Origin of the sequence: Brachybacterium alimentarium, assembly GCF_002332425.1 — a bacterium.
Lineage (GTDB): Bacteria > Actinomycetota > Actinomycetes > Actinomycetales > Dermabacteraceae > Brachybacterium > Brachybacterium alimentarium.
In genome coordinates this window covers 81,026-105,375 of record NZ_NRGS01000025.1, presented here as the reverse complement: position 1 = coordinate 105,375, position 24,350 = coordinate 81,026, and the positions used below count along the sequence as shown (strand labels likewise).

The following is a 24,350-nucleotide window of genomic DNA, read 5'->3' as shown; positions in this document are numbered from 1 at the left end:
TCTCTCATCACTCCCCGAGGATCTGCTGGTCCGGTCAGTCCGCTGTCGCCACCACCACAGCCGCATCCAGCAGTCTGACGTCCTCGACGCGCCCGGCGAGCACGACGAGCACCTCTCCCCGGTGGTCCGCGGTGATCTCCTCGAGAGTCGCGGGATCCAGCGCCAGGGCGTAGTCCCAGTCGATCTCCGCCCGGTCGACGGCGGCGACCAGCGCCCGGCGGACGGCTGCTGCCGAGGGCGCTGCGTCCCGGGCCGCAGCGATCGTGCGGGACAGGGCGAGGGCCTGCTCCCGGCCCTGATCGGAGAGGTAGGCGTTGCGGCTGGAGCGGGCCAGTCCGCTCGCCTCCCGGTGGATCTCGACGGGTTCGATCCGCACCGGCAGATCGAGGTCGGCGACCAGCCGCTGGATGATCGCGAGCTGCTGGGCATCCTTGCGTCCGAAGACGGCCAGCTGCGGGGAGGTCAGCTGCAGGAGCTTGGTGACGACGGTGACCACACCGTCGAAATGTCCCGGACGGGCGGCTCCCTCGAGGATCGTGCCCGCCCGTCCTGCAGTCACCGAGACGGTCGGCGGCAGCATCGGATACATCTCCTCGACGGCGGGGGCGAAGACCAGGTCGACCAGGCCGTCGACGACGGCGAGGTCGGCGTCGAGGTCGCGGGGATAGGCCTCGTAGTCCTCGCCGGGTCCGAACTGCAGGGGATTGACGAAGTCGGTGAGGAGCACGTGATCGGCGAGCTCCCTGGCGCGGGAGACCAATGCCAGGTGCCCCTCGTGCAGCGCCCCCATGGTGAAGACCGCGGCGACGGTGCCCTCGAGTTCGGCTCGCCGCGCGCGCAGCTCGGTCTTGGTGGTGATCAGCGTGGTGGTCCGGTCCGGCCCGTCGCCGGCAGGGCGTGCGGCCTGCGGTGTCGTGATCATGCGTCCTCCCTGGGCGGGTTCTCCTCGAGCAGTCCGCGGATCCGGGCCCGGCTGCTCTCGGGGATCTTCGCACGGGACAGCGCGGCCAGCGCCAGTGCGCGGTAGGTGTCCGTCGTGTCTCCGCGCACTCCGGAGGCGTCGGTCGTATCAAGGTCCTCGAGCGCCTCGAGGTGGGTGGCGACGGTTCCCGCGTCCCCGCGCATGACGGGGCCGGTGAGCGCGCGGGCGCCGTGGCGCAGCGACTCGTCCAGCGAGGCCTCCAGCAAGGGCCGCAGATAGGCGCCAGGATCGGCGATGCCGATCCGTGCGAGGGCCTCACGCGCCTGATCCACCAGCACCACCAGGTGATTCGCGGCGTGGGCGAGGGAGGCGTGGTAGAGCGGACGGTCGCCCTCGGCGAGCACCTCCGGATCGCCTCCGAGCTCGACCACGAGCGCCCCCGCGACGGGGAGGAAGGTGTCCGCTGCGGTGATCGCCATCGGGCAGCCGATCAGCCGGGACAGGTCGGCCCGGGTTCCGGTGAAGGTCATCGCCGGATGAATGGCCAGCGGCGCGCATCCGACCTCGGCGAGCGGTGCGAGCACCTCGATGCCGTGGAGCCCGGAGGTGTGCACGGCGAGCTGCCCTCCGGGAGAGAGGCCGGTCGCGGCGATGCCTGCGGCGAGGGGCCCCAGCTGGTCATCGGGAACGGCCAGCAGGAGCATCTCGCTGCGTTCGACGATCTCGGGCACCCCGAGCAGGGGCACCCCGGGCAGCAGGTCCGCGGCCCGGTCCCGAGAGGCGTCGGACACCGCGTAGGCACCGGTGATCGCGTGGCCCTCGGCGCGCAGCGCCGCCGCCAGGACCGCGCCGACACGGCCGGCCCCGATCACGCCGATGCCGAGCCGGGGTGCGTTCATCGGTCCTCCTGGGACGCGTGCGGAGCGGTCGAGGATCGGCCGAGGATCGGCTGCGGCCACTGCTCGCGATCCCGGTAGCGGCGCAGCGTCCGTGCGTCGCGGGCCAGGGTCCCGTGGAGGGCGAGGGCGTCCTGCAGGGGGATCGCAGAGATGTGCAGGTCCTCCCCCGCCACGTGCACCGCGAGGTCGAGCACACCGAGCCGACGGCTGAGCGGACCTTCGCTGAGCGTGGTCTGCTGGATCCGTTCGCGGGGCACGATCTCCACGGTCCTGGTCAGGATGCCGCTGCGATGGATCAGCGCGCCGGGAAGCAGCACGGTGACGTCCGTGCGTCGGGAGATCCAGAACAGCCGGGCGGGGGTCCGGATCCCGTGGATCTCCCGCGCCTTCGCGGTGAGCAGGTGCTCGAGGGCGGCGAGGTCGTCGTCGGTCCCCAGCGGGGCCGCGAGGTGGCCGAGCGTGGCGCCGAGCTCCTCGCGCGTGCCGACGGGCAGCACGCTCTGGGCACCGTTCTCGTCATCGTCATCGATACCGGCGACCGTCACGGTCACCGCCGTCCAGTCGGGTGTGCGCCACAGCAGCGGCCGACGGACCGAGAAGCGCTGGACGCGTCCCGAGGCGATGTTGTCGGTGCGGGTGTTGGCCAGGCCGCGGCGCATGCGCAGGCCGCGGTCGGTGTCCCGGGAGACGAAGCCCCACCCGGATTCGATCTTGCCGAAGACGTACTTCAGCACTGTGAACGCTGCCGGGGCCAGGGCGATGATCATCGCGAAGGAGAAGCCGTCCGTCCAGATCCCGAGCCCGATCGCCACGCCCAGCCCGAGGATGCTCATGACGATGCCGACGAGGAATCCCAGATCGCGCACGAGCGAGCGCACCAGCCGACCGGTGGGGATCGTGGCGATCATGTCGCCGTCGGTCACCCCGTCGTAGAGGAGCTTCTGCAGCGCTCCCGGCGCGTCCTCGCCGGTGCCGTCGACCGTACTGGTCTCGTGGGTCCCCTCGGTCCGGTGCGCCGCGTCGCGGTCGGCCTGCGGGGCGTCGGCCGCGGCCCCTTCCGACTGATCAGGGCTCTCGCCCTCAGGAGTCCGGGCACGGGCGGCGACGCCGAGGATGCGCTGACGCAGCTGCTCGGCGTCGGCGGACTTCACGTACTCGATGTCGAGGTACGACTCCCCGCCCCCGGCGATCTCGACCCGCACCTTCGCGAGCCCCAGCAGCCGGGCGAGCAGCGGGCGCTCGACAGAGACCGATTCGATGCGGGCCCGGGGTGCGTACTCACGCGATTTGCTGATCACGCCGGTATGCAGGGACACCCCCTCCTCATCGACCGCATAGGTCATGAACCACCAGCTGATCGCCGACAGCACGATGGCGATCACGACTGCGGCGAGGATCACGCCGGCTCCGATGAGCGCCTTGGACACGGAGAAGTCGTTGACGAGCCGGGCGATGTTCTGCGCGGAGACCACGGCGACGATGGCGACCACGATCTTCCACCCGGTCACCAGAGGAGTGATCGGATGGGTGCGGCGGCGCGGCGTCTCGGGGGCACGCTCCGCGCCGGGGGCGTTCGGCGCCTCGGGACCGTTCTCCGCCTCCGAAGGGTTCACTGCGTCGGGCGTGTTCACAGGGCGGCCATGGTCTCGATGCCGCGCTCGGTCAGCATCGCCCGCAGCCGTTCGGCCTCCTGCTTGGGCAGGCCCGGCAGCACGACGCTGGAGACGGCGGCGGCAGTGGTCACGGTGAGCTTCGCGAGGCCGTACCGGCGATCCACCGGGCCCTCGTCGATCTTCACCGACTGCACGCGCCCGTACGGGATCGTCTGCACCTTGCGGAACATGATGCCGCTGGCGATCGTGAGGTCCTCCTCCGCGTCGAGGTATCCGATCGCCCGCACCCGACGCGGGGTGAGCAGGATGCTCTGCAGCAGGATGACCAGCGGGACCAGTCCGATCAAGGAGAGCCACCACCAACCGGTCAGCGCCGCGGCGACGATCGCTCCGGCGATCATGAGCACCCAGATCGCATAGCCCACGATCGACGCGACGTAGCGTGCGGGCACCAGCCGTGGCGAGACGGTGCGCAGGCCGTCGGCGCCGAGCCGGGCCCCTGGTGCACGTTGGATCTCCGGCTCGTCGGGGACGACGTGCAGAGGGTGGGCTGATCGCTCGGGAGGTTCGGGCGCGGAAGTCATGGGAGCCATCGTGTCACTTCATGCCGCGACGGCGCTTCGCCGAGGGTGGACGGACACCCCCGCCGAACGTCGGAGGTCACGTCGACCCACGGAGCGCACCGGGAGTCAGCGGCTCGCGCCGGCCTCCTCGCCGGAGCCCTCGCCGTCGTCCGGGGGCAGCTGACCCCAGCGCTCGACGACCACGCCGAGCACGCCGAGGGCGAGCCCGGCCACCGCGGCCGTGCCCGTGGGCAGGGTGGCACCGAGCAGGTCCCCGGTGCCGGTGACGAGCAGGAACAGCGCCTGCCCGGTGAAGATCCCTCCGACCACCGCTCCGGTGTAGGCGCAGGCCCGCGCGAGCAGGACGGTGCGGAACGCCGTGGGCAGATCGATCTGGTGCCGACGCGGAGCCAGGCTCGGATGCGTTCGCCGCTCCTCGCTCTCGAGCATGTACCGGCGCAGCGGGATCCCGTAGATCAGCAGCACCCCGGCCAGGATGAGCAGCACCAGGGTGGTCAGCCATCCGGCGATCGGGAGGGTGTATCCGCGGGTGGAGAGGGTCTCGAGCAGTTGGGCGCCGAAACCTGCGCCGACCACGAGGATCAGCAGGAGGATCGGCACGTTGAGAGGTCTCACGGACGGTCGAATCCCGGGATCGTCGGGCCCGCGCGCAGACCGTCGCGGTCCGCGGCCAGCTCCAGGAGATCGGAGACCGGCCCGCGGCCGGGCAGCGCCGCCTCCGCGCGGGCGGCGTGCCAGGGGGCCAGCACGAAGGCACGCTCGTGGGCGCGCGGGTGCGGAAGGGTCAGCTCCTCGTCGTCGCTGAGACTGGTGCCGTAGGTGATGACGTCGACGTCCAGCGTGCGCGGGCCCCAGCGGACCAGGCGCTCCCGGTGCGCATCGCGCTCGGCTCGGCGGGCGGCGTCGAGCAGCTCGAACGGACCCAGCACCGTGCTCACCCCGATGACCGAGTTCAGGAAGGCCTCCTGGCCCTCGGGCCCTCCCACGGGGGCGGTCTCCAGCACGGGCCCGGTCCAGGCCACCTCGATGCCGTCCGTCGTGCTGAGCAGCTCGAGCGCCCGGGCGAGGTGCGCCTCGCGGTCTCCGAGGTTGGTGCCGAGCGCGAGGACCGCGTCCACCGGTGCCGCGTCCCGCGTGATCGTGACGGCGACATCGCCCACCGGCAGGCCGACGGGGGCGGAGGGCTTGTGCACCGTCACGTCGACCCGACGCACCAGAGGATGGCCCGTCTCGGTGAGGATCCGGGACGCGATCCGCTCGGCGAGAGCCTCCACCAGGTCGTAGGAGCCGGTGCCGATCTCCTCGTGGACGGCGGCAGCGACCTCGGCGTAGTTCACGGTGCGCGCGAGCGCATCGGTGCGGCCGGCCGGCTCCGTGGACAGGTGCAGCCTCACGTCGACCACGAACTGCTGGCCGAGATCCTTCTCCTGGCTGAGCACACCGTGGCGGCCCCAGGCCCTGATCCCGGTCACCTCGATCAGATCGAGGACGCCGGGCGTGCGCGGGGAGTCCGCGCGGTGGGGGGTGCTGTGGGTGCTGTCGTGCGCTGTGCTCATCGGCGGGCGCTCCGGCGCAGTCTGTCGCCGACGCGGACCGCGGCGAGGGAGGAGGGGACGTCGTGCACTCGCACCGCCCAGGCGCCGCGCTCCGCGCTGTAGGCGCTGATCGCGGCGGTCGCTGCATCGCGGTCCACGCCCAGGGAGCTCACGAAGCGCTTGCGGGAGGCGCCGATGAGGATCGGCAGCCCGTGGGATGCGATGCCGTCCCAGTCGGCGAGCACGTCCCAGTTCTGCTCGCCTGTCTTGGAGAAGCCGAGTCCGGGATCGGCCACCAGGAAGCGGTCCTCGACGCCGGCCTCGCGCAGCGCGATCAGGCGGTCCTCGAGCTCCGTCGCGCTGTCGCGGGAGGCGTCGTCGTAGACGGCCAGCTCGTTCATGACGTCGCTGTGCCCGCGCCAGTGCATCGCGATGAACACCGGGGGCGTCCCGCGCACCGTGCGCAGTCCGGCGACCTCGCTGCCCATGTCCTCATCGGCACGACCGGCCGAGACATCGTTGACGATGAGCGCGCCGGCCTCGACGCTCGCGACGGCCACGGAAGCGCGCATGGTGTCCACGCTGGTCACGATGCCCTCATCGGCCAGGCCGCGGAGCACGGGGATCACGCGCCGCAGCTCCTCGTCCTCATCGACCCGGGGAGCGCCCGGTCGGGTGGACTCGCCGCCCACGTCGATGATCGCCGCACCCTGGGACGCCAACAAGCGGCCGTGGGCGAGGGCGTCGTCCGTCGCGAAGTGCTCGCCGCCGTCGGAGAACGAATCGGGCGTCACGTTCAGCACACCCATCACGAGGGTCTCCTCCGACTCGAGCGAGTCAGGGAGGCCCGCCGGGCGCAGTCGGGCGGTGGAGCTCATGCGATCACGCCCGGTTGATGAGGCTCATGGCCTCGGCCCGGGTGCTCGAGCTCTCGCGCAGCATGCCTCGCACGGCGCTGGTGACGGTGCGCGCGCCCTCGGCCCGCACCCCGCGCATCGACATGCACATGTGCTCGGCCTCGATGACGACGATCGCACCTGCCGCGCCCAGCTCGCTCATCAGCGCGTCGGCGATCTGGAAGGTGAGACGCTCCTGCACCTGCGGACGGCGCGCATAGACATTCACCAGACGCGCGAGCTTGCTCAGCCCGGTGACGGTCCCGCCGTCGGGGATGTACCCGACGTGGGCGGTTCCCATGAACGGCAGCAGGTGGTGCTCGCACATCGAGTGGAAGCGGATGTCGCGCACCAGGACGAGCTCCTGGTGGTCGATGTCGAAGGTGGTCGACAGCGGCTCGTGGGCATCCTGGCCCAGGCCTTCGAAGACCTCGGAGTACATGCGCGCCACCCGTGCCGGGGTGTCCAGCAGCCCGTCCCGGTCCGGATCCTCGCCGATGCCGGCGAGGATCTCCCGGACGGCCGCCTCCACCCGTGCGTGATCGACGGCCATCTCAGCGCCCCGTCCCGGGGCCGCCGTCGTAGCCGTAGCCCTCGCCCGTGCCGTCGCCGTGCGGGGCGCCGGGGATCTCGGGGCCGTCCCCTCCGGGATGCGGGAGCTCGGGCGGATTCGGCTGCAGGGGCTCGCCCGCGTCATGCGACTCGGCACCGGTCGCCGTCGTGGCCGCACCGGCCTGGGGCGCCGCCAGAGCGGGCCGTTCCTGGCTGGACTGCCACACCTCGCGCAGCGGGCGCTTGGTGACGTCGGAGAAGATCGCCGAGAGCTCGCGCTCGTTCAGGGTCTCCTTCTCGAGCAGCTCCTCCACCAGGCGATCGAGGACGTGACGGTTCTCCACGATCACCGACCAGGCCTCGTCCAGCGCATTGTCCAGGAGCAGGCGCACCTCCTGGTCGATCACGCTCGCGGTCTCGGCGCTGAAGCGGGGCGCCTGCCCCTGCTGCATGCCCACGAAGACCTCGTCCTGCTCGCCCGCGAGGGCGACCTGGCCGACGGCGTCGCTCATACCGAGCTGCATGACCATCGTGCGGGCGATCTTCGTGGCGTTCTGCAGGTCGGAGCTGGGTCCGGTGGTGACGTCATGGAAGATGCTCTCCTCCACGGCATAGCCGCCCATCGCGTAGGCGAGGCGGTCCAGCAGCTCGTTGCGCGACTGGTAGTTGCGGTCCTGGGTGGGCACCACCATGGTGTAGCCGCCAGCACGCCCGCGCGGCAGGATCGTCACCTTGGTGACGGGCGCGGAGTTGTTCATCGCCGCGGCCACCAGGGCGTGACCACCCTCGTGGTAGGCCGTCATCTGGCGCTCGCGATCGGACATCACCTTCGAATAGCGCTGTGGTCCCATGGACACGCGGTCGATGGCCTCGTCCAGAGCACGGTCGTCGATGATCTGATTGCCCGAGCGGGCGGTCAGCAGCGCGGCCTCGTTGAGCACGTTGGCGAGGTCTGCGCCGGACATGCCGATGGTGCGCTTGGCGACGGCCTCGAGGTCGACGTCGTGCGCGAGCGGCTTGCCCTTGGCGTGCACGCCGAGGATGTGCAGGCGGCCCTTGAGGTCAGGGGCCTCCACCCCGATCTGACGGTCGAACCGCCCCGGGCGCAGGAGGGCGGGATCCAGGATGTCCACGCGGTTGGTGGCGGCGATGAGGATGACGTTCTGGTTCTCCTCGAACCCGTCCATCTCCACCAGCATCTGGTTCAGGGTCTGCTCGCGCTCGTCGTGGCCGCCGCCCATGCCGGCGCCGCGATGACGGCCGACAGCGTCGATCTCGTCGATGAAGATGATCGCCGGGGCGTTCTCCTTCGCGGTCGAGAACAGATCGCGCACGCGGCTGGCGCCGACGCCCACGAACATCTCCACGAAGTCCGAGCCCGAGATCGAGTAGAAGGGCACGTTGGCCTCGCCGGCGACGGCCTTGGCCAGAAGGGTCTTGCCGGTGCCGGGAGGGCCGTACAGCAGCACGCCCTTGGGGATCTTGGCGCCCACGGCCTGGTACCGGCCCGGGTCGACGAGGAACTGCTTGATCTCGTCGAGCTCCTCGACGGCCTCCTCGGCGCCGGCGACGTCCGCGAAGGTGACCTTGGGGGCCTCCTTGTTGAACAGCTTCGCCTTGGACTTGCCGAACTGCATGGCCTTGCCGCCGCCGCCCTGGGCGTTCATGATCAGGAACCAGAACACGGCGATCAGGAGCACGAGCGGGAGGAACGACAGCAGCAGGGTGGACCACCACGAGCTCGACGCGATCTCGTCGGTGTAGCCCTTCTCGGGCGCCGCGTTCTCGACCGCCTGCACGACATCGGCGCCGCGGGCATTGACGTACGAGAAGCGGACCTGCTTGCCCTTGTCGTCATCGCCGTCGACGAAGTCCTCGGTCAGGACGAGGTCCACGCGCTGCTGGTTGCCGTCGATGATCTTGGCCTGCTCGACGGTGCCGCCCTCGAGCAGCTCGAGACCCTGCTGGGTGTCGATCTCCTGGTAGCCGTCGCGGCCGAACAGCGAGAACAGGGCCATGCCCAGCAGCAGTGCCACCAGGATCCAGATCGCCACCGACGTGAACGGGCGGCGCTTCCTGCCCTTGGTGTTCTTCTGCTTGGAGGAGGTGTCCGCCATATCAGTCCTCGTAGACCGAGCGCTTGAGCACGCCCACGTAGGGGAGGTTCCGGTAGGCCTCCGAGAAGTCGAGTCCGTAGCCGATCACGAACTCGTTGGGAATGTCGAAGCCGACGTACTTCACGTCGATCTCCACCCGCGCCGCCTCCGGCTTGCGCAGGAGGGTGCAGATCTCGACGCTCTTGGGGCCGCGCGAACGGAGGTTCGACAGCAGCCACTTCAAGGTCAGGCCCGAGTCGATGATGTCCTCGACGATCAGCACGCGGCGCCCGTCGATGTCGGCGGAGAGATCCTTGAGGATCCGCACGACGCCGGAGGACTTCGTGCCCGAGCCGTAGGAGGAGACCGCCATCCAGTCCATCTCGACGTCCAGCGGGATCGAACGGGCGAGATCGGCCATCACCATCACCGCACCCTTGAGGACACCCACGAGGATCGGCGGTTCGTCCGCGTAGTCCGCGGCGATCTGCTCACCGAGCTCGGTGACCTTCTCGCGGATCTGCTGCTCATCCAGCAGAATCCGTTCGACATCGGGATGGTGGTGCGTCTGGGGCACGCGGATCTCCTCCAGGGAACGTGGTGGGGTGCGTCCGCCGCGGCTCACGGATCCGTACGGCGCCACACCAACAGGCCGTCGCGGCGAGCGACCTCGATCCTACCCGGTACGGGTACTGCTGCCTGACCATGCCATGAGACCACCAGAGCGTCGATCGTGAGCACCTGCCGGCGCAGCAGCGACTTGGTGGACCCGGCGCGTTCCGTCTCCTCCTCGCAGAGGTGCCGAGCCCGCCGCGAGGCGTCCCGCAGCACGCGGGTGCGCAGTGCGGCGGGAGCGACGGCCAGAGCATGGACGTCCAGGAGCAGGAGGTCCTCCTCCTCACGCTGCTCGCCGCCGTCCCGGACCAGCGAATCCAGCAGGTCGTGCGCTTCGGCGTCGAGATGGTCGACGTCGGGGCGGAGGAGGTCGGCGGTGCGGGCGAGGTTCACATCGACCTGCTCGCCGAGGACCTCCCGCAGCAGCGGGAGCGCCCGATGCCGCACCCGGGCGCGGAGCATCGACTCGTCCGCGTTCATCGGGTCCTCCCACCACTCCAGGTCATGGAGGCGGCAGATCTCCTCGGTGTCCTCCCGGCGCAGCGCCGTGGACTCGTCGCGGCCGGTGCCGAGGAACGGCCGCAGCAGCGCGTCGCGAGAGCGCGGGATCCCTGCCAGCGCCCGCGGCCCAGCACCGCGTGCCAGGCCCATCAGCACCTGCTCGGCCTGGTCATCGAGGGTGTGGCCGAGCAGGAGGGCGAGGGCGCCTCGATCCTCGAGCAGTGCGTCCAGCGCGGCATGACGGGCATCGCGCGCCGCGTTCTCGAGCCCGCCGGGAGCGTCGGGGTCCACCCCCACCCGCAGCACGTGGGCCGTCGCCCCCAGCCGTTCGGCCTGGGCCCGGGCACGCTCGGCGACGGAGGAGGACTCGTCCTGGAGCCCGTGGTCCACGATCGCCGCCTCGCACTCCAGCCCCATGCGTGACGCCACCCAGACCGTCGTCGCCAGCAGCGCGAGCGAGTCCGCTCCCCCGCTGAGACCCACGACCACGCGGGGCGCGAGCCTGCCCACGGCGGTGTCGTCCGCGAGCGTCTCGAGCCGCTGGGCGAGCGCGCCGCGCACCGCGGTCCTGCCGCGGGCGACGACCGGGGGCGGTCCGGCCATCAGGAACCCCTGACCATCTCTGCGGCGACGTCGTCGACCGCGGCGCGGGCTGCGTCGGCGTCGGCGCCGTCGAAGCCGTGCACCACGATCGAGAAGCCGGCGGTGCGTCCGTCCGCCAGCACGACGGTGCCGGCCAGGGTGGAGGAGCCTCCGAGATATCCGGTCTTGCCTCGCACCAGGCCGCGGGCGTCGCTGACGTCCTGGTCGCCGAACCTGTCGGCGAGGGTTCCGCTGAGCCCGGCGATCGGGACGTCGAACAGGATCTGCTGCAGGACAGGCTCCTCGGGCGAGGATGCCTGGGCGAGCACTGCGGAGAACAGGGCCGGCGGGACCCGGTCCTCCGTCGAGAGCCCGGACCCGTCACGGATCGTGAGCGCCTCGAGATCCTCCGCGGGGACTCCGGCTTCGGTGGCGAGGTCGCGCACCTCGGCCTCGACCGCAGCGGCAGCCCCCTCCGTAGTGGTCTCGTCGCCGCGAGCGGCCGCGACGAGGTGGGCCAGCAGCTCGGCGGTGGTGTTGTCGGAGATCAGGAGCGTGTGCTGCACGATCTCGGAGAGCGGAGCGGAATGCACCTCGACGCTCGGCGCCTCAGTCGGCGCGTCGGCCGACGTGACCTTCCCGGTCACCGTGAGCCCCTGCTCCTCGAGCAGCTCCACGAAACGCCGGGCGACGTCCCCCTCCGGGTCGGTCGACTTGGGTCCGTACTGCTCGCCGTCCAGCCAGCCTTCGTCCAGGGCGAGCGTGGCGGTGGGCGTGACCCACCCGCCCGCTGTGCCGTTGCTGCCCCAAGCAGGGTTCGCGCCGCCGCTGAGATAGCTGGTGTCCAGCGCGAGCGAGACCTCCTCGGTGCCCTGGTCGGTGGCGAGCTGCGCCGCCTGGGTCGCGAGGTCGCGCAGGTCGGCATCGGTGAGAGTCATGTCACCACCGCCCTGGAGAGTGATGAGTCCGTCCTCGACGGTCGCGCGGGTGGTCAGCACCTCGTCCCCGGTGTACAGGCGCAGCACAGCGGCGGCGGTGAGCAGCTTGAGGGTCGAGGCGGGGACCCGTGCGGCGTCAGCATCCCGTGCGGCGATGACCTCGCCGGTCTCGACGTCGACCACGCTGAAGGCGAGCCCGTCGTCCACCACGGGGTCCCCAGCATGCGCGGACATGCGTTCTTCCAGGTCAGCACTGCTGGTGGGGTCGACCTCCGGTGCCACGTCAGGCCCTGGCGCGGCGGCGGGGACACGGTCCCAGTCCTCTGCCTGCGCACGCGGGCCCGCCTCGGGGCCCTCCTGCTCGGAGCTGATCGTGAGCACCCCCGGGAAGGCGTCGGTGAGATCCCCGATCAGATAGAAGCTCGCGGGCACGGCGGCGCACAGCACGATCGCCGTCGTGCGCCACACCCGCTCGGGTACTCGTCCCACCATGCCCCCACGATATGGTGTCCCGGTCAGAACCAGTGCCCACAGGGCCGGAGCAACGGAGCGGCTGTCGTGGAATTCGACGTAACCATCGAGATCCCTCGCGGGAACCGGAACAAGTACGAGGTGGACCACCACAACGGGCGGATCCGCCTGGACCGGATGCTGTTCACCGCCACTCGCTATCCCGATGACTACGGGTTCATCGAAGGCACCCTCGGTGAGGACGGGGACCCCCTGGACTGCCTCGTGCTGCTCGAGGAGCCCACGTTCCCGGGATGCCTGATCCGCTGCCGTGCCCTCGGCATGTTCCGCATGCGGGACGAGGCCGGCGGCGACGACAAGATCGTCGCGGTCCCGGTCGGCGACCGGCGACAGGTGCGCCGCCAGGAGCTCACGGATGTCTCGGAGTTCCATCGGCTGGAGATCCAGCACTTCTTCGAGGTCTACAAGGACCTCGAGCCGGGCAAGAGCGTCGAGGGCGCGCACTGGGAGGGCCGCAGCGACGCGGAGGCCGAGATCCGTCAGTCCTACCAGCGTGCCGTCGGCACGGAGCATGAGAACGACTTCACACAGGAGGTCTGAGTCCGCATCGCCCGGACCTCGCCTGCGGAGCGGACCGGCATGACGAAGGAGGGGCGCCCCTCCTTCGTCATCTGCGCGTCGGCGTCTGTGTTCGTCGCCTGCGCGTCGGCGTCGGTGCACGGTCATCCGCGCACCCGCTCACCGCGAGCGCCGCCCGACGTCCCGGCGGGACTCAGCCCTCGAGCGCGGGGCCGTCCCCGGCGAGCTCGCCCTCGAGCGTGGGTGCCTGGGAGAAGATCTCCAGCATCGCCTCGACCACGGAGCGGGAGACCGCCCGAGCGCCGAAGCCACCGATGACCGCGCCGACACCGAAGGGCAGCAGACGCCCGAGCCACAGCTTCCCGGTGCGGGCGAACACCCGACGCCGCACGTACTTCGAGATCTGCTTGCTCACCAGACCGGGCAGGAAGCCGCCGCCCCCGCCGAGCACCGCGTTCCACTGCAGGCCCTGCTTGCCCATCGCCTTGGCGATGATCTCGGCGCCGCGGTCACCGCTGAGCACGCCCATGAGCACCAGGCGTCGGGTGCTGCGGTCCGACATGTCGACACCGTGGATGTCCGCCGCGGCGAGGGTGAGGAACGCGCAGGCCTCCGCGAAGGAGATGCCCTCGCCCACCGTCAGCCCCAGGGCAGCGGCCGTGCCGAGACCCGGCAGCGCCGCGACCCCGCCGATGCCCGCACCGGTCAGCGTCATCAGGGAGGAGAAGCGTCCGGTGACCTTCTCCAGCAGCTGCCGGTCGGTGGCCTCCGGGTGCTTGGCGCGCAGACCCTCGACATAACGACGCGCGAGCGGTGCCTGCACCTTCATGGCGCCATCGATCACCGACAGCCAGCGCTCGTCGAGCTGCTCGCGGACGTCGCCGTCCTCGAGCTCTCCGCTCTGCGGTGTGTTCTGGTCATCCGAGCTCACCATCGGCTCCCCTCATCTCGTGTCATGCATGTCGTGAACAGGGACAAGCTACCGCCCCCGCCTGGCAGCACGCCTCCGTCGCTGCTCTGGGCGCGGTCTCAGCGAGCGATGACCTCGCCCTCGCCGAGCTCGGCGATCTCCCCGCTCAGGCCGAGGCGACGCACCGCCTCCCCCAGGTCCGCGTAGTACGGCGCGTACCCGGACTCGATGTACGAGCGCGGGACCATCAGGTCGTGGCAGAGGGTCCCGGCCAGATGGTCGGTCTCGTGCTGGAGGATCCGTGCCGGCCAGCCCACGTGCTCCTCGTCGATCTCGCGCAGCTCACCGCCCGGCAGCAGCTCCAGGGCCTGCACCCGCACCCGGCGGGACCTCGGCACGATGGACTGCCAGCCGTCGACCGACAGGCATCCCTCCCATGCGTAGACGCGCTCGGTGCCCAACAGCGTGACCTGTGGGTCCAGCAGCGCACGGAGGGGAACGGGCCGACGCTCGAGCAGATCGTCCTCGGCATCGCGCTCCTCGAGGTCGTCGAGCTCGTCGGTGTCGTCGACCGCGCGGCGACCGTGGGACTCGTGGGGCTGATCCGGCGCGTCGTCCCCGTTCTCCCCGTGCTCCCCATCCTCCCCGTGCTGTTCCTCCTCGGACCCGACGCCTGCCGCGGCGCGCACGCGATCCTCGATGACGTACAGCGACAGAGGCAGCCCGACCTGCGGTGCGGCGAGCCCGACGCCAGGAGCATCGCGCATGGTGACCGTCATCGCGTCGACCAGCTCCAGCAGCAGCTCGGGGGCCAGTCGCCCGCGTGCGGAGAGGGAGGTGCGGCGCAGGGCGGGATGACCCGCCTGGACGATGCGCAGCGGGTCACCGTCCTTCGCGCGCCGGTCGAGGATCTTCCGGGTGAGCTCAGTGATATCCACTCCCCCAGTATCCCGCAGCGGACCACGCCGCACCGCTGCGGCTCCGTGCTCGCCCTTCCGTCGACACGGGACCGGACAGGGTCCTGTTGCCTCATGTCAAGATGCCCGCTTGGTCTTCTTCGTTGCCTCACTCGTTTTTGCCCGCGAAGCGGTCGGCGGGGTGACCGGCAGGCGGGTCGGTTGGTGCTTGGCGCGGACGAGGTCTAGGAGCTGGTCTTGGAGGTCGAGCAGATCGCGGCGCAGCTGGGCCGGGTTCAGCGTGCGGTACTGACGCGTCAGCGTGGTCTTGGACTTCTTCGAGACCTTCTCGCTGGACAGAACCCGCTGGTAGGGCGTCTGCGCGGGGTCGTAGCGCTTGGTGACTTTCGCGCCGTATCTGGTCTTGGAGATCAGCTTCTGGCTGGGCGAGAAGAAGTTCGTCTGCCACCGCAGCACCTCGTAGATCTGCCCGAGCAGCTCGAGCTCGGCAGCGGTGTCGTAGCGGTAGTAGCCGACGGTCTTGCGGACCACCGACCAGTTCTTCTCCTCCACGTGCGCGCCGTCGTTCTTGTTGCCCGACCGCGACCGAGTGAAGGTGATCTTCTGCCCCTGGCAGTAGCGCAGCAGATGGCTGTTGATGAACTCCGACCCGTTGTCCGAGTCGATCCCCTTGACCGTAAACGGGAACCTCGCGGAAAGCTCGACCAGCGCCGCGAACACCCACTTCTGGGCCTTGTTCCGCACTGCCGCGGTCTCTGTCCAGCCGGTGTGGATATCGGTGACCGTCAGGGTCTGGCAGAAGTCCCCAGAGGGGTCTCCGCCCTCGTGGCCGACGCAGTCGATCTCGACGAACCCGGGCTCGGCCTCGTTCCACTCCGCCCAGGTCCGGATCGGGATCTGCGACTTCAGCAACGTGCCGGGCTTCGTACCCGAACGGCCCCTGATCTGGAGCTTCTTCCGGTCCGGGGCGAGCCGGCGATCCATCGTGGCTGCCGACATCGAACACAGCAGCGCAGCGGTCTCGTCGCTGAGGTCGAGCTCGCCGCACGCCCGCAGCCGCTCCACGATCTCGCCCATGAACGGCGCCATCCGCTTGCCCGCCGGAGCGCCCATCACCGCCCACACCTTCCGCAGCGCTGCCATCACGTCAGGGCCGTACTTCGGCGGCCGGGGCGTCGCCAGCCTCCGTCTCGTGCGCCCTGCAGGGCGCGGCCCCAACGCCCGCCGCAGCGCCTTACGGGCGTGATCACGATGCCAGCCCGTCGTCGCGCACAACTCGTCCAAGATCACCGTTTTCGCGGTCTTGGACGCCGCCCGATACCGGATCGCGACCTGCCGGGTGACCGCCTGCCTCTGCGCCATTGTCAGTCCCATGCCTCACGCTCGGCCCGCCGGACGCTGCCACGGCCCAGGACACGCCGACCTACGCGGGCATCCCTCTCATGAGGCAACGAAACCGTTTCGCGGGCATTTCTCGTGAGTCAACGCGAGGGTTTTCCGGCAGATGAGAGATGGGATACACTCACCTCGCCGGTGCAAGGGAGCACCTCTTCGCGAGGGGCGATCGAGACCGGTGACCATCACTTCACAACGGACCGTCCGGCACGTACCTGCCGGTGAAGGAGCACCACCATGGCAACAGTGACTTTCGACAACGCCTCGCGCGTCTACCCGGGCCAGGAGCGCCCGGCCGTCGACAACCTCAACATCGAGGTCGGCGACAGCGAGTTCCTCGTCCTCGTCGGCCCGTCGGGCTCCGGCAAGTCGACCGCCCTGCGCATGCTGGCCGGGCTCGAGGAGATCGACGCCGGCCGCATCCTCATCGGCGACCGCGACGTCACGGACGTGCCGCCGAAGGACCGCGACATCGCGATGGTGTTCCAGAACTACGCTCTGTACCCGCACATGACGGTCGCCGACAACATGGGCTTCGCCCTGAAGATCGCCGGCACCCCCAAGGCCGAGATCCGCAAGCGCGTCGAGGACGCCGCCGCGATCCTGGACCTCAGCGAGTACCTCGACCGCAAGCCGAAGGCGCTCTCGGGCGGTCAGCGTCAGCGTGTCGCCATGGGTCGTGCGATCGTGCGTTCGCCCCAGGTGTTCCTCATGGACGAGCCGCTGTCCAACCTCGACGCCAAGCTGCGTGTGGCGACCCGTACCCAGATCGCGTCGCTGCAGCGTCGCCTCGGCGTCACCACGGTCTACGTGACCCACGACCAGACCGAGGCGATGACGATGGGTGACCGCGTCGCGGTCCTCGACCACGGCGTCCTGCAGCAGCTGGACTCCCCGCGCCGCATGTACGACCACCCGAACAACGTCTTCGTCGCCGGCTTCATCGGCTCCCCCGCCATGAACCTGTTCGACACGAAGCTCACCGATCAGGGAGTGGAGTTCGGCGGCGCCGTGGTGCCCGTGGATCGCTCCACGCTCTCCGAGACGGACGAGACCTCGGTCACCGTGGGCGTCCGCCCCGAGGACCTCGAGCTGGTCTCCGACAACCAGGGCATCGCGATCGAGGTCGACCTCGTCGAGGAGCTCGGCGCCGACGCGTTCATCTACGGTCGCCGCGAGGGTGCGGACGAGACGGACAAGCCGTTCATCGCACGAGTCGACGCCCGTCGTCCCCCGGTCAAGGGCGAGACCGTCCACTTCCGTCCGGCCGAGGGTCACATCCACCTCTTCGATGCGAAGAACGGTCAGCGCCTGGGCGACTGATCCTCCCCGCAGCACCGTGCGACGGGCGTCCGGCTCCTGCCGGGCGCCCGTCGCCGTATCCACGGGACGCGACCTCCCGCGCGATGTGATCCGGGGAACGGATGCGGAGCCGGCAGCGTGAGGTTTGTGTATCCGGGCGGTGAAAAACTGTCATCGGGTGGGCACACGAGTCGTGATCAGGAGACAATGGAGCAATGGCACCCCTGGAGATCACCGCGTCCCGGGCCGACCCCGCACTGCTGGACCTCCCCTGGGACCAGCCGCTGGAGGACTGGCCCGAGGACATGCTCGCCGCTCTTCCGCGCGGCATCTCGCGTCACGTCGTGCGCTTCGTGCGCGTCTCGGGACGAGTGCTCGCGCTCAAGGAGATCAACCATCACCTCGCCAAGCGCGAATACGAGATGCTCCGTCTCCTCGGCCGCATCGGTGTGCCCTCGGTGGTCCCGTTCGCGGTGATCTCGGGCCGCACCACGCGCACCGGCGAGCCGCTGGATGCCGTGCTGATCACCCGTCACCTGCAGTTCTCCCTCCCCTACCGGGCCGTGTTCAGCCAGGTCTCCCGGGAGGACACCGCACAGCGCCTGCTGGACGCACTGGCCGTGCTGCTGGTGCATCTGCACATCGAGGGCTTCTACTGGGGCGACGTCTCCCTGTCCAACACCCTGTTCCGTCGCGACGCGGGGTCCTTCGCCGCCTACATCGTCGACGTCGAGACGGGCGCGCTGCACGAGAAGCTCACGGACGGTCAGCGGCACTACGACCTCGACCTGGCGCGCACGAACATCATCGGCGAGCTCATGGATCTGCAGGCCGGCGACCTCTTCGACCCCGAGGCCGATCCGGTCGAGGTGGGCGATGACCTGGTGCGCCGTTATGACGAGCTGTGGGCCGCCCTCACCGAGCGCGAACGCTTCTCCGCGGATGAGCGGTGGCGGGTGTCGGCTCGCATCGAGAAGCTCAACCGCCTCGGGTTCGACGTGGGCGAGCTCGAGATCACCACCGATCTCGACGGCACCACGCTGTCGATCCTCCCCAAGGTGGTCGACGCCGGCCATCATGCCCGACGGCTCATGCGCCTGACCGGCATCGACGCGCAGGAGAATCAGGCACGCCGCCTGCTCAACGACCTCGACCAGTACCGCGCTTCCACCGAGCAGCAGGCCGAGGACGAGGAGTTCGTGGCGCACGAGTGGCTGCAGCACCAGTACGAGCCGGTGGTCCGCGCGATCCCGCGATCGATGCGCTCCAAGCTCGAGCCGCCCGAGTTCTACCACGAGGTGCTCGAGCACAAGTGGTTCCTCTCGGAGAAAGCCGGCACGGATGCCAGCCTCGACGAGACCGTGCGTCATTACATCCTCAACGTGCTGATCCACCGGCCCGATGAGAAGTCCCTGGTCACCACGGAGACATCCGCACTGCCCATCTTCGACAGCTGAGGGCCGCCGACCATGGCCGTTCCCCCTCCTGCCGGCGATCGCACGCTCTCGAACCTCTCCCTGCGCGACCAGCTGCGGGTGGATCGTCTCCCCCTCCGCCTCCTCCAGATGCTGGTGGGGCTGACCGGCTTCGGCTTCTCCCTCGCGATGCTGCTGCGCTCCGGTCTCGGCGGTGCCCCGTGGGACGTGCTGCACGCGGCCCTTGCCGAGCGGGCGGGCCTCACCGTCGGAACGCTCAGCATCGCGGTGAGCTTCGTGGTGCTGCTGCTGTGGATCCCCCTGCGCGAGCAGCCGGGGATCGGCACCGTCGCGAACGCGATATGGGTCGGTGTGAGCATCGATCTGGGGATGCTCGTGCTGCCGTCCGTCCAGGGCCTTCCGATGGCGCTCGTGCTGATGATCGTCGGCGTCGTGGTCAACGGGGTCAGCGCCGCCATCTACATCGGCGCCCAGCTCGGCCCCGGCGCCCGCGACGGTCTCATGACCGGTCTGGCGCGGCGTCTGCGTCGCCCCGTGGGTCCGGTGCGGATCTGCCTGGAGGTGCTGGTGCTGGCGATCGGCTGGAGCCTCGGAGGACCGGTCGGCGTCGGCACGCTGCTCTACGCCGTCGGGCTCGGGCCGGTCATCCAGCTCGCACTCCCCCGTGTGATCATGCCCGTGCGGCGCCCGGTACGGGCACCGAGCGCTCACCGCGATGCTGCTGCGACGGAGCCTCCGGCGGATCCAGCCTGACCTCCTCGCCCCGTCTCGACAGGGCTGAGGCCGTCAGCCGAGCCGCAGACGGGATGGACGCCGACGCGACGGGCCCGGAAGGTACGTCCCCGGGAAACACGGCTCCGGAGAGCTTGGGTGCCAACGGCATGGGAGCCGACAGCGCCGTGGCCGCCGACTCGTGAACAGAGCCCGGACGGTCCGCCACTGGGCAGACCGACCCGGGCTCGGTCACGCGTGCACGATCCCTGGTGCTCCTCAGGCGTGGCCCTGGGCCGCGCGCACTCCGGAGATCTCGTACAGGGCGATCGCGGCGGCCACGGAGGCGTTCAGCGACTCGCTGCGACCGGTCATGGGGACCGAGACGACCTGATCGCTGATCTCCCTGGCGAGCCGGGAGAGGCCCTTGCCCTCGGCGCCCACGACGAGCACGGTGGGCTGGGTGGCGAGGTCGAGACCACGAGTGGTCACGTCGCCGTCCGCATCCATGCCGAGCACGAAGACGCCGTCGCCCTTGAGGGCGCTGAGGGTGCGGTTGAGGTTCGTCACCTGGGCCACGCGCACCCGGCCCGCGGCGCCGGCCGCCACCTTCCACACGGCCGCCGTCATCGACACGCTGCGACGCTCGGGCAGGATCACGCCGTGCACGCCGAAAGCGTCGGCGCTGCGCAGGATCGCGCCGAGGTTGCGCGGATCGGTGATGCCGTCCAGCGCGATCAGCAGCGGCGTCTCGAAGGCATCCGAGGCGACCTTCAGCAGGTCCTCGATCTCCGCGTACTCGTAGGGCGGCATCGTCAGGGCCACGCCCTGGTGGACGACGTGGTCGGTCATGCGGTCCAGGTCGGTGCGCGAGGCCTCGGCGATCGGCACGCCCTGGGCGGTGGCCAGACGCATGATCTCGCGGACCCGTTCGTCGGAGTCCATCCGCACCATGACCGTGAGCTGCGTGGCCGGCACGCTCTCCTGCAGCGCCTCCAGCACGGCGTTGCGGCCGGCGACCTGGTCGCTGCCGGGCTGCTTGCGGCCGCCCTTCGAGCCGGAGCCGCCACGGTTCCCCGCCGCACCCGGGCCGCCCTTGGCGTTGCCGTACTTCTTGTGCGCGGGGCGTTCCTCCGCGCGGGGCGTCGGGCCCTTGCCCTCGAGCGCGCGACGGCGCACCCCGCCGGAGCCGACGGTCGCGCCCTTCTTGCCCTTGCGCACCGCGCCGCGACGCGAGCTGTTGCCTGCCATGGGTGTTCTCCTCAGTGGGTGGTCTCGAGTGTCCAGCGCGCGCCGTCCTGGGCGTCCTCGACGCGGATGCCGGCGGCGCTCAGTGCGTCGCGCAGGGCATCGGCCCGGGCCCAGTCCTTCTCGGCGCGGGCCGCCGCACGGGCGGCCAGCTGGCTGGTGATCAGCGCATCCAGCGCTGCGTGCTCGGCGCCCGCGGCGCCGGAGGTGCTCCCCCATTGCGGGGACAGCGGATCCAGGCCCAGCACGTCGAGCATGGCCCGCAGCCGGCCCAGCCCGTCAGCGATCCGGTCCGCATCGCCTCCTGCGGCGAGCAGGGAGTTCAGGGCCGACTGCTCACGATGGACGACCGCGAGGGCTTCGGGGACGGCCAAGTCGTCGTCCATCGCCGCGATGAAGTCCTCGGGCAGGTCGATCGCGGAGAGTTCGGCGTCGGGGGCCGCGAGCGGAGCGTCGCCGAGCACCTCCGCTGCGCGGCGTGCGGTCGTGCTGAAGCGCTCCCACACCACCTCCGCCTCCCGCATCGCGGTCGCGTTGTACTCGACGGTGGCGCGGTAGTGGCCGCTCACCAGCGCGAGGCGCACGGCCGCGGTGGGGTGCTCGGCCAGTGCGCGCGCCGCGGTGACGAAGTTGTCCAGGCTCTTGCCCATCTTCAGCCCGTCGACCGTGAGCACGCCGGAGTGCATCCACCGCTGTGCGAAGCCGAAGCCTGCGGCGTGCGACTGCGCCTGCTCGTTCTCGTGATGCGGGAACCGCAGGTCGAGGCCTCCGGCGTGGATGTCGAAGGTCTCCCCGAGGTACTTGCGGCTCATCGCGGAGCACTCCAGGTGCCAGCCCGGACGGCCGCGGCCGAAGGGGGTGTCCCAGGACGCCGTCGCCGGTTCGGTGGGCTTGGCGGCCTTCCACAGGGCGAAGTCACGACGGTCCCGCTTGCCGGGTTCGCTCTCCTCGCCCGCGTCCTGCATGTCCTCGATGCTCTGCCGGGTCAGGGAGCCGTAAGCGGGGTGCGAGGCGACGTCGAAGTACACCGAGCCGTTGCCGTCGGCGTAGGCGTGGCCACGCTCGATGAGCAGCTCCATCAGCTCGATCATCTCGGGCACGTGGCCGGTGGCGCGCGGCTCGTAGGTGGGGCGACGGTTCCCGACGCGATCGAGCACGTCGTGGAACTCGCGCTCGAAGCGGAGCGACCAGGCCCACCATTCGGCATTCGCCTCGTCGGACTTCACGAGGATCTTGTCGTCGATGTCGGTGACGTTGCGGATGTGGACGACCTCGTAGCCGTGGCGCTCGAGCCAGCGGACCAGGATGTCGAAGGCGACGAAGGTGCGCAGATGGCCCAGATGCGGCGCCCCCTGTGTCGTCGGGCCGCAGACATACAACGACACCGCCCCCTCGCGCACCGGGACGAACGGTGCGGTGGTACGGGTGGCGGTGTCGTGCAGATGGAGAGTCACGTGAGCCAGGGTACTGCCCAGCCAGGGTGGAGTCCTCTCCGGATCACTCGGGGATTGCGGGGATCACCCTGCGCACCCGCTGAGAGGTCACTCGGTGCGGGAGCTGACCTGCTTGCCGTAGAGCTCCTCGAAGGTGTCGTCGTAGGAGACGGCGTTGCTGCGTCGCTTGCCCTGGACGGCGTCGACCGCGGACTGCGCGGTCTCGATCGTCGTCTCGGGGGCCTTGATCTTCTTGAAGACGAGGAAGGCGACCAGGCCGGCGATCGCGCCGATCAGGATGAACACCCCGGCGACGATGAGGAAGGCGCCCCAGTAGGGCAGGCCGAGGGCCTGCAGCCCGGTGGCGGCGGCGAACAGCAGCATCACCCAGGCCGAGAGCAGGAGGAACAGCAGCACCGCGGCGCAGGCGGCGATGATGCCGGCCTTGATCGCGATCCCGGTGATCTCCTTCTTGGCGATGTCGATCTCATGATGGACAACGCCGAGGAGCTCGTCGCGGATGGACTGGACGAGTTCACCGATGGACCGCTGGGTGGGCGGCGTGCTCGGATCGTTCGTGGTGTTGATCATGGTCAGAGCCTAACGCAGGGTCGAAGGGTTTCAGGGCTTCTCGGAGCAGGGTGGCCCGGCCACCGGGGACGCGAGCGGAACCGGAGGGGCGCACGCTGCTGTCCGGGGTCGGGATCGGGGCTCAGTCGACGGAGATCCGCTTGCGCTTGGTGGACTCCGGTCGGGGCCCGGCCGAGCTCGAGCGCCGGACGACGATCGACGGCGCGACCGCGACATCCCGTGCCGGGGTGTCCAGGCCCGAGACTCGCTCGACGAGGAACTGCGCGGCCAGCGCACCGAGGCGATCCGAGTTCGGATCCACGCTCGTGGTCTGGGAGATCCCGGACGAGGCCAGCGAGGTGTTGCCGTAACCGGCCACTGCCAGCTCCTCGGGGACGGAGATCCCCGCCTCCCGGGCGGCGGAGAGCAGCCCGACGGCGGTGACATCGTTCGCACAGGTCACGGCAGTGGGGACCTTGCTCCCGCGCAACAGCATCGACCCGGCGGTCTGGCCCACCTGCTCGGTGAAGTCGCCCGGCTCGACGCGGGCGTGCTCGCCCAGTCCGTGACGCTCCATGGCCGCCCGGAAGGCGTCGGCGCGCTCGCGTGCCACGGCCGCACCGACACCACCGATATGCGCGATCTCGCGGTGGCCCAGGCCGACCAGGTGGTCGACGAGCAGGCCCTGGCCGACCTCGTCGTCGATGCGCACGGTGTCGAAGCGGCCGACGAACTCCTTGGAGCAGCCGATCCCCACCAGGGGGCGGTCCGCGATGGCCGTGAGCACGCTGTCCATGTCCGCGAGATCCGAGATCATGAGGAAGCCGTCGACCCCGAGCTGGACGAGCGATTCGATCGCGTCGGTATCCGCAGCCACCGGGTATTCCGGCATGCGACGACGGGTGGGGACGACGACGGCGGTGCGGCCGGTGGCCGACAGCTCGATGCGGATGGCGCGCACCAGATCCGAGATCCAGGTGTTGCGCATGGTGTTGACGAGGACGGCGACCACGCCGCGATGGTCCTCCTCCTCGCTGAGCTCCTCGAGCGGGAAGTGCAGTCGCTCCGCCGTCTCATGGACCCGCGTCACCATCTGCGGCTTGACCTCCTCGGCCCCGCGCAGCGCACGCAGCGCGACCGTGCTGGAGATCCCGAGGGAGTCGGCAACATCCCTCAGGGTGCCCCGCTGCTGGCCGCTGTCGGCCAGCTCCTCGGCCGTGCTGTCGAGGTTCTCGACCATCTGGCCCGAGGTGCCGTCGTCGGGGCTCACCGCGTCGGGCTCGGAGGCGTGGTCGATGGTCTCATCGGAGGAGGCACTCGCGTCACTGCTCATGCCCCCATTGAACCGCATCGGCGGCCGTCGGCGGGCACGCATGCCACGTCGTGGCGCTCACTGTTCCCAGGATCTCCTCGGAACGCGGCCCGCCCACTGCGCGGGACACCCGGCAGGAGGGAACGGCTCGAGCCCCCGGAACGTTCGAGCCGCCCCGCGCTCACGATGTCCGCGCCACCCCGCTCTCAAGACGTCCGAGCCACCCCGCTCTCGAGACGTCTGCGCCACCCGTCGGCGGCCGGTTCCGGCGACCCGCACGGCGACGCCCGGGGGTTTTCCCCCGCGAGGGACGCGGGCGGGCCCCGTGGGAGG

Annotated in this window: 23 protein-coding genes; 4 read left to right on the top strand and 19 right to left on the bottom strand. The window is 70.3% G+C overall.

Annotated elements, in window-relative coordinates:
- Positions 1-34 precede the first annotated feature (34 nt).
- From panC to CIK71_RS14295, 12 genes are all read right to left on the bottom strand, one after another.
- Entirely contained in the window at positions 35-922 is an 888-nt protein-coding gene (gene panC, locus CIK71_RS14350) for a pantoate--beta-alanine ligase (protein WP_096166355.1), read from the bottom strand.
- Positions 919-1,821 (bottom strand): Rossmann-like and DUF2520 domain-containing protein, encoded by a 903-nt coding sequence (locus CIK71_RS14345; RefSeq protein ID WP_096166354.1) that lies wholly within the window; start codon positions 1,819-1,821, stop codon positions 919-921. Before CIK71_RS14345 ends, panC begins: the two co-directional genes overlap by 4 nt.
- The gene (locus tag CIK71_RS14340; RefSeq protein ID WP_245857591.1) at positions 1,818-3,452 is read right to left on the bottom strand and encodes a PH domain-containing protein; all 1,635 of its coding nucleotides are present in this window, start codon (positions 3,450-3,452) and stop codon (positions 1,818-1,820) included. Before CIK71_RS14340 ends, CIK71_RS14345 begins: the two co-directional genes overlap by 4 nt.
- Positions 3,449-4,018: a PH domain-containing protein gene (locus tag CIK71_RS14335; protein WP_096166353.1), complete on the bottom strand. Its 570-nt coding sequence runs from the start codon at positions 4,016-4,018 to the stop codon at positions 3,449-3,451. Before CIK71_RS14335 ends, CIK71_RS14340 begins: the two co-directional genes overlap by 4 nt.
- 105 nt (positions 4,019-4,123) lie before the next feature.
- Entirely contained in the window at positions 4,124-4,633 is a 510-nt protein-coding gene (locus CIK71_RS14330) for a DUF3180 domain-containing protein (RefSeq protein ID WP_096166352.1), read from the bottom strand.
- Positions 4,630-5,574, bottom strand: a complete 945-nt coding sequence (gene folK / locus CIK71_RS14325) for a 2-amino-4-hydroxy-6-hydroxymethyldihydropteridine diphosphokinase (protein ID WP_096166351.1) — start codon at positions 5,572-5,574, stop codon at positions 4,630-4,632. Before folK ends, CIK71_RS14330 begins: the two co-directional genes overlap by 4 nt.
- Positions 5,571-6,431, bottom strand: a complete 861-nt coding sequence (gene folP / locus CIK71_RS14320) for a dihydropteroate synthase (RefSeq protein WP_096166350.1) — start codon at positions 6,429-6,431, stop codon at positions 5,571-5,573. Before folP ends, folK begins: the two co-directional genes overlap by 4 nt.
- A 4-nt stretch (positions 6,432-6,435) precedes the next feature.
- Positions 6,436-7,002: a GTP cyclohydrolase I FolE gene (gene folE, locus CIK71_RS14315; RefSeq protein ID WP_096166349.1), complete on the bottom strand. Its 567-nt coding sequence runs from the start codon at positions 7,000-7,002 to the stop codon at positions 6,436-6,438.
- Position 7,003: 1 nt separating this feature from the next.
- Entirely contained in the window at positions 7,004-9,118 is a 2,115-nt protein-coding gene (gene ftsH, locus CIK71_RS14310) for an ATP-dependent zinc metalloprotease FtsH (RefSeq protein ID WP_096166348.1), read from the bottom strand.
- 1 nt (position 9,119) lies between these two features.
- Positions 9,120-9,674, bottom strand: coding sequence for a hypoxanthine phosphoribosyltransferase (gene hpt, locus CIK71_RS14305; RefSeq protein WP_096166421.1), 555 nt, complete (start codon positions 9,672-9,674; stop codon positions 9,120-9,122).
- Positions 9,675-9,718: 44 nt separating this feature from the next.
- Positions 9,719-10,816, bottom strand: coding sequence for a tRNA lysidine(34) synthetase TilS (gene tilS / locus CIK71_RS14300; RefSeq protein WP_096166347.1), 1,098 nt, complete (start codon positions 10,814-10,816; stop codon positions 9,719-9,721).
- Entirely contained in the window at positions 10,816-12,225 is a 1,410-nt protein-coding gene (locus CIK71_RS14295) for a D-alanyl-D-alanine carboxypeptidase/D-alanyl-D-alanine-endopeptidase (RefSeq protein ID WP_096166346.1), read from the bottom strand. Before CIK71_RS14295 ends, tilS begins: the two co-directional genes overlap by 1 nt.
- Before the next feature lie 66 nt (positions 12,226-12,291).
- On the opposite strand from CIK71_RS14295, the gene CIK71_RS14290 reads away from it, so the two are divergent.
- Positions 12,292-12,804: an inorganic diphosphatase gene (locus CIK71_RS14290; protein ID WP_096166345.1), complete on the top strand. Its 513-nt coding sequence runs from the start codon at positions 12,292-12,294 to the stop codon at positions 12,802-12,804.
- Positions 12,805-12,976: 172 nt separating this feature from the next.
- On the opposite strand, the gene CIK71_RS14285 is transcribed toward CIK71_RS14290, so the two are convergent.
- The 3 genes from CIK71_RS14285 to CIK71_RS14275 form a co-directional block, all read right to left on the bottom strand.
- A complete protein-coding gene (locus CIK71_RS14285) occupies positions 12,977-13,717 on the bottom strand; it encodes a hypothetical protein (RefSeq protein WP_176485660.1) in 741 nt (246 codons plus the stop codon).
- 95 nt (positions 13,718-13,812) lie between these two features.
- Entirely contained in the window at positions 13,813-14,631 is an 819-nt protein-coding gene (locus CIK71_RS14280; protein ID WP_096166344.1) for a peptide deformylase, read from the bottom strand.
- 96 nt (positions 14,632-14,727) lie between these two features.
- On the bottom strand, positions 14,728-15,753 hold the full coding sequence (locus tag CIK71_RS14275; protein ID WP_241964108.1) for an integrase catalytic domain-containing protein: 1,026 nt from the start codon (positions 15,751-15,753) through the stop codon (positions 14,728-14,730).
- Positions 15,754-16,242: 489 nt separating this feature from the next.
- Between CIK71_RS14275 and CIK71_RS14270 the strand changes: the two genes are divergently transcribed.
- The 3 genes from CIK71_RS14270 to yczE all read left to right on the top strand — a co-directional run bounded on the left by CIK71_RS14270 (position 16,243) and on the right by yczE (position 19,496).
- A complete protein-coding gene (locus CIK71_RS14270; RefSeq protein WP_096166343.1) occupies positions 16,243-17,328 on the top strand; it encodes an ABC transporter ATP-binding protein in 1,086 nt (361 codons plus the stop codon).
- Between the two features lie 194 nt (positions 17,329-17,522).
- Positions 17,523-18,764, top strand: coding sequence for a DUF4032 domain-containing protein (locus tag CIK71_RS14265; RefSeq protein ID WP_096166342.1), 1,242 nt, complete (start codon positions 17,523-17,525; stop codon positions 18,762-18,764).
- Between the two features lie 12 nt (positions 18,765-18,776).
- Entirely contained in the window at positions 18,777-19,496 is a 720-nt protein-coding gene (gene yczE / locus CIK71_RS14260) for a membrane protein YczE (protein WP_096166341.1), read from the top strand.
- Between the two features lie 237 nt (positions 19,497-19,733).
- Here the strand turns inward: yczE and rlmB are convergent, their stop codons facing one another.
- From rlmB to CIK71_RS14240, 4 genes are all read right to left on the bottom strand, one after another.
- Complete coding sequence (gene rlmB, locus CIK71_RS14255) at positions 19,734-20,705, bottom strand: 23S rRNA (guanosine(2251)-2'-O)-methyltransferase RlmB (RefSeq protein ID WP_096166340.1); 972 nt, start codon at positions 20,703-20,705, stop codon at positions 19,734-19,736.
- Positions 20,706-20,716: 11 nt separating this feature from the next.
- A complete protein-coding gene (gene cysS / locus CIK71_RS14250; RefSeq protein ID WP_096166339.1) occupies positions 20,717-22,156 on the bottom strand; it encodes a cysteine--tRNA ligase in 1,440 nt (479 codons plus the stop codon).
- Positions 22,157-22,243: 87 nt separating this feature from the next.
- On the bottom strand, positions 22,244-22,726 hold the full coding sequence (locus CIK71_RS14245) for a phage holin family protein (protein ID WP_096166338.1): 483 nt from the start codon (positions 22,724-22,726) through the stop codon (positions 22,244-22,246).
- Positions 22,727-22,847: 121 nt separating this feature from the next.
- Positions 22,848-24,038, bottom strand: a complete 1,191-nt coding sequence (locus CIK71_RS14240; protein ID WP_176485659.1) for a LacI family DNA-binding transcriptional regulator — start codon at positions 24,036-24,038, stop codon at positions 22,848-22,850.
- Between the last annotated feature and the right edge of the window lie 312 nt (positions 24,039-24,350).

What these genes read in the sequence shown, in the direction of transcription:
- CIK71_RS14335 (WP_096166353.1), bottom strand. Translation starts at nt 4,018, where the DNA reads ATGACTTCCGCGCCCGAACCTCCCGAGCGATCAGCCCACCCTCTGCAC.
- CIK71_RS14295 (WP_096166346.1), bottom strand. Translation starts at nt 12,225, where the DNA reads ATGGTGGGACGAGTACCCGAGCGGGTGTGGCGCACGACGGCGATCGTG.
- CIK71_RS14270 (WP_096166343.1), top strand. Translation starts at nt 16,243, where the DNA reads ATGGCAACAGTGACTTTCGACAACGCCTCGCGCGTCTACCCGGGCCAG.
- CIK71_RS14275 (WP_241964108.1), bottom strand. Translation starts at nt 15,753, where the DNA reads ATGGCAGCGCTGCGGAAGGTGTGGGCGGTGATGGGCGCTCCGGCGGGC.
- CIK71_RS14285 (WP_176485660.1), bottom strand. Translation starts at nt 13,717, where the DNA reads ATGGTGAGCTCGGATGACCAGAACACACCGCAGAGCGGAGAGCTCGAG.
- CIK71_RS14240 (WP_176485659.1), bottom strand. Translation starts at nt 24,038, where the DNA reads ATGAGCAGTGACGCGAGTGCCTCCTCCGATGAGACCATCGACCACGCC.
- CIK71_RS14345 (WP_096166354.1), bottom strand. Translation starts at nt 1,821, where the DNA reads ATGAACGCACCCCGGCTCGGCATCGGCGTGATCGGGGCCGGCCGTGTC.
- rlmB (WP_096166340.1), bottom strand. Translation starts at nt 20,705, where the DNA reads ATGGCAGGCAACAGCTCGCGTCGCGGCGCGGTGCGCAAGGGCAAGAAG.
- yczE (WP_096166341.1), top strand. Translation starts at nt 18,777, where the DNA reads ATGGCCGTTCCCCCTCCTGCCGGCGATCGCACGCTCTCGAACCTCTCC.
- CIK71_RS14265 (WP_096166342.1), top strand. Translation starts at nt 17,523, where the DNA reads ATGGCACCCCTGGAGATCACCGCGTCCCGGGCCGACCCCGCACTGCTG.
- folE (WP_096166349.1), bottom strand. Translation starts at nt 7,002, where the DNA reads ATGGCCGTCGATCACGCACGGGTGGAGGCGGCCGTCCGGGAGATCCTC.
- folP (WP_096166350.1), bottom strand. Translation starts at nt 6,431, where the DNA reads ATGAGCTCCACCGCCCGACTGCGCCCGGCGGGCCTCCCTGACTCGCTC.
- tilS (WP_096166347.1), bottom strand. Translation starts at nt 10,816, where the DNA reads ATGGCCGGACCGCCCCCGGTCGTCGCCCGCGGCAGGACCGCGGTGCGC.
- CIK71_RS14245 (WP_096166338.1), bottom strand. Translation starts at nt 22,726, where the DNA reads ATGATCAACACCACGAACGATCCGAGCACGCCGCCCACCCAGCGGTCC.
- ftsH (WP_096166348.1), bottom strand. Translation starts at nt 9,118, where the DNA reads ATGGCGGACACCTCCTCCAAGCAGAAGAACACCAAGGGCAGGAAGCGC.
- folK (WP_096166351.1), bottom strand. Translation starts at nt 5,574, where the DNA reads ATGAGCACAGCGCACGACAGCACCCACAGCACCCCCCACCGCGCGGAC.
- panC (WP_096166355.1), bottom strand. Translation starts at nt 922, where the DNA reads ATGATCACGACACCGCAGGCCGCACGCCCTGCCGGCGACGGGCCGGAC.